Origin of the sequence: Enterobacter sp. PGRG2, assembly GCF_030291195.1 — a bacterium.
Taxonomy (GTDB): Bacteria; Pseudomonadota; Gammaproteobacteria; order Enterobacterales; family Enterobacteriaceae; genus Enterobacter_D.
On sequence record NZ_CP127837.1, the window covers coordinates 1,086,324 to 1,092,143 of the forward strand.

Sequence of the window (5,820 nt, forward strand, 5' to 3'; positions counted from 1 at the left end):
TTGATACCATCGACATGTCACGCAGTCATGTCGATAAAATCCATTTTTTTCGACATGAACGTACCCTATCTCGCTGCTCATTCACGCACTGAAAGGTTTTCCCACACTTTTGCAACGGTCATCATCAGCCATCACGACTACTATTAAAGGCAGTTAATTCATTACAGTCACAAGAGAAAGCGTATGTTTAATGCTCTACATAAACTCTTTACCAGCCCCGAGAGGCTTCTTAACGTTATCGACCGCAACAAGGTGCAGGAATCGATTGAAGACGGGGAGCGCATCATCATTGATGAGGACGGCAACGCCAGCGTCAATATCAATTGTCCGGCGGTGGTCGAGGATTTTGCCCGGCACGTTGAAGCACTGAAAAGGGTATAGGATGGGAACGGCTATTTTTATGGTGTTGATGGTATGCGGTTACTGGTACACCAGCCGCGACCTGTCTACACGTCTGAAATTCCGCCGTACCTTCGGTTGGGATGTCTATTTTCTGGTGGCGCTGTACGGCTGCATTTTTGTCTTACAGGGCATCATAGCGACGGCCATCGTCTGGCTCGGACTGCTGCTGACGTCGGTATCGATGAACGCCCTGCCGGAGCTGTTCGGCAGCGAAGATCACCGCTATCAGATGACCTTTATGAACTGGACCTTTCTTGGCATCCAGGCCCCGGTAGTGATCATGCTGTTCTTCGCCATTCTGTTTTGCCTGTACCGTTCGAACTGGGCGCGCAGCGCTAATCTCGACAGCGCTGGCAGAAAGAATCTCTATAAGCATCTGTCGCGGGCTAATGGCATTGAAGGGTTGCTCTTTCAGTGCATGGAAACCGGGCAGCTGGTGTGGCTGACGCTGAAATCTCAGCGCGTGTACATCGGTATGATCCACACCGCCACGGTGGACGGCGATTCCTTCAATAACATCGTGCTGATCCCGATGCTTACTGGCTACCGCGATGCTAAAAGCGCGGAAATGAAGATCGAAAATAACTACAGCGCGCTCTATGCGCGGCAAAATATTACCCTGACGTCGGAGCCGCATTCGGCCTTTCATTTTCGTAAGGTGATTTTGCTCGATCAGGTGGAAAGTTTGTCGCTTTTTGATCCCAGCCACAGCCTGGCGCTGGGGTACGGTAAGGACACCGACAGGGATGAGGATTAGCGCTTCGCAAAAGAAAACGGCCCTGCATGAGGGCCGTTATTCTTTTAAACCCCTGGCACAAAACAGGTTTGTGCGATGAGGTTTTATCGAGCGTTTGCGGAGTGGTGGGCCGCAGAACACACTGTGCTACGTCAACTCTCACAGTATATGTTGAATCGGCAACAGGCGCAATTTTGCGCAATATGAGTATCGGTCAAAGATCGCATTTCGTCCAAAAAATACTGTTCATGCATACAGTCTTTTTCTATACTGGTTATGTTTTCAGAGTGTGCGATACGGGGCTGCTAGTTTGTCGGGCGCGAATGAGTCCTGGCTGAAACGGGTGGTGCCGTCAGTGCCTTAACCCCGGGAGTGCACACTGTGATACGCCAACACACACAACCTCGTTTCGCCATGCCTGCCCCCAGGCCAACGGAGCGACAGCGTGTGAAAAACGGCTGGTGACAGGCAGCGGAAAGGTAAGCCAGTCGGACGTACTCCTTACGCCATAAGGAGAAGCGTATGAGCGGAGTGGATATGGTAGTTCTGATCCTGAAACTCATTGTTGCGTTGTTGCAACTGCTTGATGCCATCCTGAAATTACTCCGGTAATTCAGGTTCAAGCCGCACCGAAGAGGGGCGGGCAACCGCCCCTCTTTCACCTTCTGCTTCAACCACAGCCTGCTGGCTTCCCGCGAAATATGTGTTACATTTTTATGACATTTCTTCCGGTCGCCCCTGTTATGACACTCTCCGTTTTCCTGATTTTGCTGTTTGCCGCGCTGCTACATGCCAGCTGGAACGCCATTGTTAAGGCGGGGAGCGATAAACTCTTTTCGGCGATCAGCGTCAGCGGATCGGCGGCCCTCATCGCCTTAGCGCTGCTGCCGTTTTCGCCGCAACCGGCGTGGGCAAGCGCCCCCTATCTCGCCCTTTCCTGCGTGTTACAGGTGGTGTACACCGTGCTGGTGGCGAAAACCTATCAGGTTTCCGATATGAGCCAGACCTACCCGCTGATGCGCGGCACCGCGCCGCTGCTGGTGGCGCTGATAAGCGTACTGGCGCTGGGTGAGCATCTGTCGACGATGGCGTGGATCGGCATCGCGGTGATCTGCCTTGCCATACTTGGCATGGCGTTTAACGGTCGCGCCAGTTCGCGCAAAGGCATTGTGCTGGCGCTGATCAACGCCTGCTTTATTGCCAGTTACACGCTGGTGGACGGCACCGGCGTGCGCTTATCCGGCACCGCGCTCGGCTATACGCTGTGGACCTTTTTCATGAACGGCGCCTGCCTGCTGGTCTGGGCGATGATCGCCCGCCGCCGGGAGGCGTCGCGCTACCTGCGTGCAAACTGGAAAAAAGGGATTTTTGGCGGCCTCGGCACCATGGGCTCTTACGGTCTGGCGCTGTGGGCGATGACCCAGGCCCCGCTGGCGGTGGTCGCCGCGCTGCGGGAAACCTCAATTCTGTTTGGCGCGCTCATCGCCTTTGTGCTGCTTAAAGAGAAAGTTTCCGGGATGCGTATTGCCGCCGCCTGCGGCATCGCGCTGGGGGCCATTTTACTGCGTCTCGCCTGAGTTAAACTGGCAATATTTGTTGCCACAAATTCTTTACATTTCCCCGCTGTCATCCTTCTTTCATTCACGCCATGCATGATTGCTTCCGCCGGGCGCTGTGGTAGATTCCTCTCGCATTCAGCGGCCTGACCAGGCTTTTATTCTCCTTTTTCTTAATCTGATAAAGTATTACGCGACATGAAACGGGACAGAAACGTTAATTTGTTAATGATGCTGGTGTTGTTAGTGGCGGTCGGCCAGATGGCGCAGACCATCTATATACCGGCGATTGCGGATATGGCGCTGGCGTTTAACGTGCGGGAAGGCGCGGTGCAGAGCGTCATGGCGGCCTATCTGCTGACCTACGGCGTCTCACAACTTTTTTATGGCCCGCTTGCCGACCGGGTAGGCCGCCGTCCGGTGATCCTCGCCGGGATGTCCATTTTTATGCTCGCCACGGTAATGGCGATCGCCGCCCCCAGCCTGACGGTGCTGATTATTGCCAGCGCCCTGCAGGGCATGGGTACCGGCGTCGGCGGCGTGATGGCGCGCACCCTGCCGCGCGATCTTTATGCCGGTTCGCAGCTGCGCCAGGCGAACAGCCTGCTGAATATGGGCATTCTGGTCAGCCCGCTGCTGGCGCCGCTGATTGGCGGCCTGCTTAATACGCTGTGGGACTGGCGGGCATGCTTCGGCTTTTTACTGCTGCTGTGCATCGGCGTTACCCTGAGCATGGCGCGCTGGATGCCGGAAACCCGTCCGGTGGACGCGCCGCGCACCCGGCTTATCGCCAGCTACAAAACGCTGTTCGGCAACGGGTCATTTACCTGTTATCTGCTGATGCTGATTGGCGGCCTTGCGGGGATCGCGGTATTTGAAGCCTGTTCCGGCGTGCTGCTCGGCGCGGGTCTGGGCCTCAGCAGTATGGTGGTGAGCATTCTGTTTATTCTGCCGATCCCGGCGGCGTTTTTCGGCGCATGGTTTGCCGGGCGGCAGAACAAACGCTTTTCCACGCTGATGTGGCAGGCGGTGGCAAGCTGTCTGCTCGCCGGGCTGATGATGTGGATCCCCGGCTGGTTTGGCGTGATGAACGTCTGGACGCTGCTGATCCCGGCGGCGCTGTTTTTCTTCGGCGCGGGGATGCTGTTCCCGCTTGCCACCAGCGGCGCGATGGAGCCGTTTCCGTTTCTGGCGGGCACGGCGGGAGCGCTGGTGGGCGGCCTGCAAAATATTGGCTCCGGCGTGCTGGCCTGGCTGTCCGCCATGCTGCCGCAGAACGGGCAGGCTAGCCTCGGGATGCTGATGACGCTGATGGGGCTGCTGATCCTGTTGTGCTGGCTGCCGCTGGCGTCGCGCTTTGCCCATCATGAAACGGCGGTTTAGCGTCACACGCCGGGGCGATCATCGTTTTTAACAGCGGCGCGGGGTCAGGACGCCACGCGCCCTCTTCCCCGTCGTAAAACCGGGCGTCGGCATTGATTGCATAAGGAATGTTGGCCCGCTTCAGCTCGCAGGCCGTAAAGGTGGCGAAGGCGAGCTGTGCGGCCGTCGGCGCGCTTTTACTGGCTTCACCCACCGCCCAGCTTCCCACCCAGCTGACGTGCCCGGTTTTCTGCTGCCAGCGCAGCACTGCATTGATGTGCGCGTGAATGGCGGCTTTCCCGGCAGGCGTCGGGGAGTATTTACCGTTATTTTTTTGCGGCCCTGCGCCCGGCATATGCCACTGCGCCAGCACGTAATTCTGGCTATGCGGCGGCAGCTTCAGCTCCGTCAGCGCTTCCGGCGCTGACCGCAGGCGCGGCGCGACAAAAATCATGCGCCGGGGGTCGATGCCGTGCAGGGTTTTGATCAGCCGGTCATAAATCCGGTTGAGCGCCGCCTGATCGCGATTAAGCTTTTCCGCCGGTTCATCGATCAGATCAAAGCCAAGCAGCGGATGGTCAGTACCAAAATAACGCGCCACCCGGCTCCACCACGCCACTAACGCCGCCTCGTTTTTCAGCGGATCGGCCTTCAGGCCGTCGGCCTGATACGCGATGATCGGGATGACCCCGTACTGCTCGCACGCCTCCACCAGTTTACGCAGGTGCACCAGCCGCGCCTCGGTCATGTTCTGCGCCACGCGAATACGCACGTGATGGATACCCAGCGCCGCAAAATCTCTGACCACCAGCGGGTCGAATTCGCGGATGCCGCGTTCGGTACGCGCCCAGTCCACCTCCATACCCGGCCCCAGCTGCGCGGCGTAACGGGCAGCCGTCAGCGGCGGCGCGGCATAAGCGGCGCTGGCAACAAAGAGTAATGCGCTGGCGATCACGGTTTTAGTCACGATAGACCCTGCATGAAATGGTGTGGTAAAGAGGTGAGCACAGGCAGGCTACAACTATTCTGCGATCACTAACAATACCTGGCGAATATGCGCGCTCGCGAACAGCAGGGAAAGCGCCAGCACCGCCAGCGCAATGAAGAATTTATCCCGTAACGCCACCGGTTGCACAAAATCACTGTGGCTGACATCCATCAGGTTACGTCTGCGGGTGTAACGCCAGAGGATCAGCCCGGTGAGCGCCAGCACCGCCAGCGAGATCCAGAAGGTTATCCCTGATTCATACCAGTGATGTCTGATGGCCAGCGCAATCAGCGCGCCGTAGCCCAACAGCGTGCGAAACCAGGCAAGGGACGTGCGCTCCGGCTGCAGGCCGGGATCCTGCTGGCGACGCGCTTTGCGGCTATCCGGCATAAAATACCAGCACCATCACCACGGCGGCGACAAGCGTCAGAATGAGGCTGATTACCAGCAGCGTGCGGGTATAGGGCAGATCTTCTTTCAGCCGCATCGCCTTCTCATTGCGCAGCCAGCGCAGGTATCCATAAATCGCCAGCCCGCCTGCGAACAGGCACAACAGCAGCGCCAGCAGTTCGCGGATCAGCGGCGTGGCAAAATCCGGCGCGAGCTGGTCAAGCCCGACGCCCGCCGCTAAAAACCCGAGCGCGGTGCGGATCCACGCCAGAAAGGTACGCTCATTGGCCAGCGAGAAGCGGTAATCCGGCGCTTCGCCGAGGCGGGAAATTTTCATAACGGCTCCTTCCCTGATTAAACGGATGAACGCCAATTCTAGCTGAGGT

8 protein-coding genes are annotated in these 5,820 nt (G+C 57.7%); 5 read left to right on the forward strand and 3 right to left on the reverse strand.

Translation table 11 applies throughout. The features are described 5' to 3' along the window. The first annotated feature begins 183 nt into the window (after nt 1–183). From QRD42_RS04655 to emrD, 5 genes are all read left to right on the forward strand, one after another. The gene (locus QRD42_RS04655) at nt 184–381 is read left to right on the forward strand and encodes a hypothetical protein (RefSeq protein WP_072570938.1); all 198 of its coding nucleotides are present in this window, start codon (nt 184–186) and stop codon (nt 379–381) included. A gap of 1 nt (nt 382) precedes the next feature. Beyond that, a complete protein-coding gene (locus QRD42_RS04660) occupies nt 383–1,159 on the forward strand; it encodes a hypothetical protein (RefSeq protein WP_072570936.1) in 777 nt (258 codons plus the stop codon). A 501-nt stretch (nt 1,160–1,660) separates the two neighbouring features. After that, entirely contained in the window at nt 1,661–1,750 is a 90-nt protein-coding gene (tisB, locus tag QRD42_RS04665; RefSeq protein ID WP_072570935.1) for a type I toxin-antitoxin system toxin TisB, read from the forward strand. Between the two features lie 131 nt (nt 1,751–1,881). Beyond that, complete coding sequence (locus QRD42_RS04670) at nt 1,882–2,715, forward strand: DMT family transporter (RefSeq protein WP_321988291.1); 834 nt, start codon at nt 1,882–1,884, stop codon at nt 2,713–2,715. Nucleotides 2,716–2,892: 177 nt separating this feature from the next. Then, nucleotides 2,893–4,077, forward strand: coding sequence for a multidrug efflux MFS transporter EmrD (emrD, locus tag QRD42_RS04675; protein ID WP_072570933.1), 1,185 nt, complete (start codon nt 2,893–2,895; stop codon nt 4,075–4,077). Here the strand turns inward: emrD and QRD42_RS04680 are convergent. Genes QRD42_RS04680 through QRD42_RS04690 form a run of 3 tightly spaced genes read right to left on the reverse strand, consistent with a single transcriptional unit; the run spans nt 3,980 to nt 5,771 of the window. Continuing rightward, nucleotides 3,980–5,023, reverse strand: a complete 1,044-nt coding sequence (locus QRD42_RS04680) for a cellulase family glycosylhydrolase (protein ID WP_321988292.1) — start codon at nt 5,021–5,023, stop codon at nt 3,980–3,982. The two genes, emrD and QRD42_RS04680, sit on opposite strands and share 98 nt — an antisense overlap. Nucleotides 5,024–5,077: 54 nt before the next feature. Beyond that, nucleotides 5,078–5,434 carry a DUF202 domain-containing protein gene (locus tag QRD42_RS04685; RefSeq protein WP_318374106.1) on the reverse strand — a complete coding sequence of 119 codons (357 nt, stop codon included), beginning with the start codon at nt 5,432–5,434 and terminating at the stop codon, nt 5,078–5,080. Then, complete coding sequence (locus QRD42_RS04690) at nt 5,424–5,771, reverse strand: YidH family protein (protein ID WP_072570928.1); 348 nt, start codon at nt 5,769–5,771, stop codon at nt 5,424–5,426. The genes QRD42_RS04685 and QRD42_RS04690 overlap by 11 nt, the downstream gene beginning before the upstream one ends. Nucleotides 5,772–5,820 lie beyond the last annotated feature (49 nt).

Bases quoted from the DNA above. Each gene is read 5' to 3' on its own strand.
- QRD42_RS04685 (WP_318374106.1), bottom strand. From the start codon at position 5,434: ATGCCGGATAGCCGCAAAGCGCGTCGCCAGCAGGATCCCGGCCTGCAG.
- tisB (WP_072570935.1), top strand. From the start codon at position 1,661: ATGAGCGGAGTGGATATGGTAGTTCTGATCCTGAAACTCATTGTTGCG.
- QRD42_RS04660 (WP_072570936.1), top strand. From the start codon at position 383: ATGGGAACGGCTATTTTTATGGTGTTGATGGTATGCGGTTACTGGTAC.
- QRD42_RS04655 (WP_072570938.1), top strand. From the start codon at position 184: ATGTTTAATGCTCTACATAAACTCTTTACCAGCCCCGAGAGGCTTCTT.
- QRD42_RS04670 (WP_321988291.1), top strand. From the start codon at position 1,882: ATGACACTCTCCGTTTTCCTGATTTTGCTGTTTGCCGCGCTGCTACAT.
- QRD42_RS04690 (WP_072570928.1), bottom strand. From the start codon at position 5,771: ATGAAAATTTCCCGCCTCGGCGAAGCGCCGGATTACCGCTTCTCGCTG.
- emrD (WP_072570933.1), top strand. From the start codon at position 2,893: ATGAAACGGGACAGAAACGTTAATTTGTTAATGATGCTGGTGTTGTTA.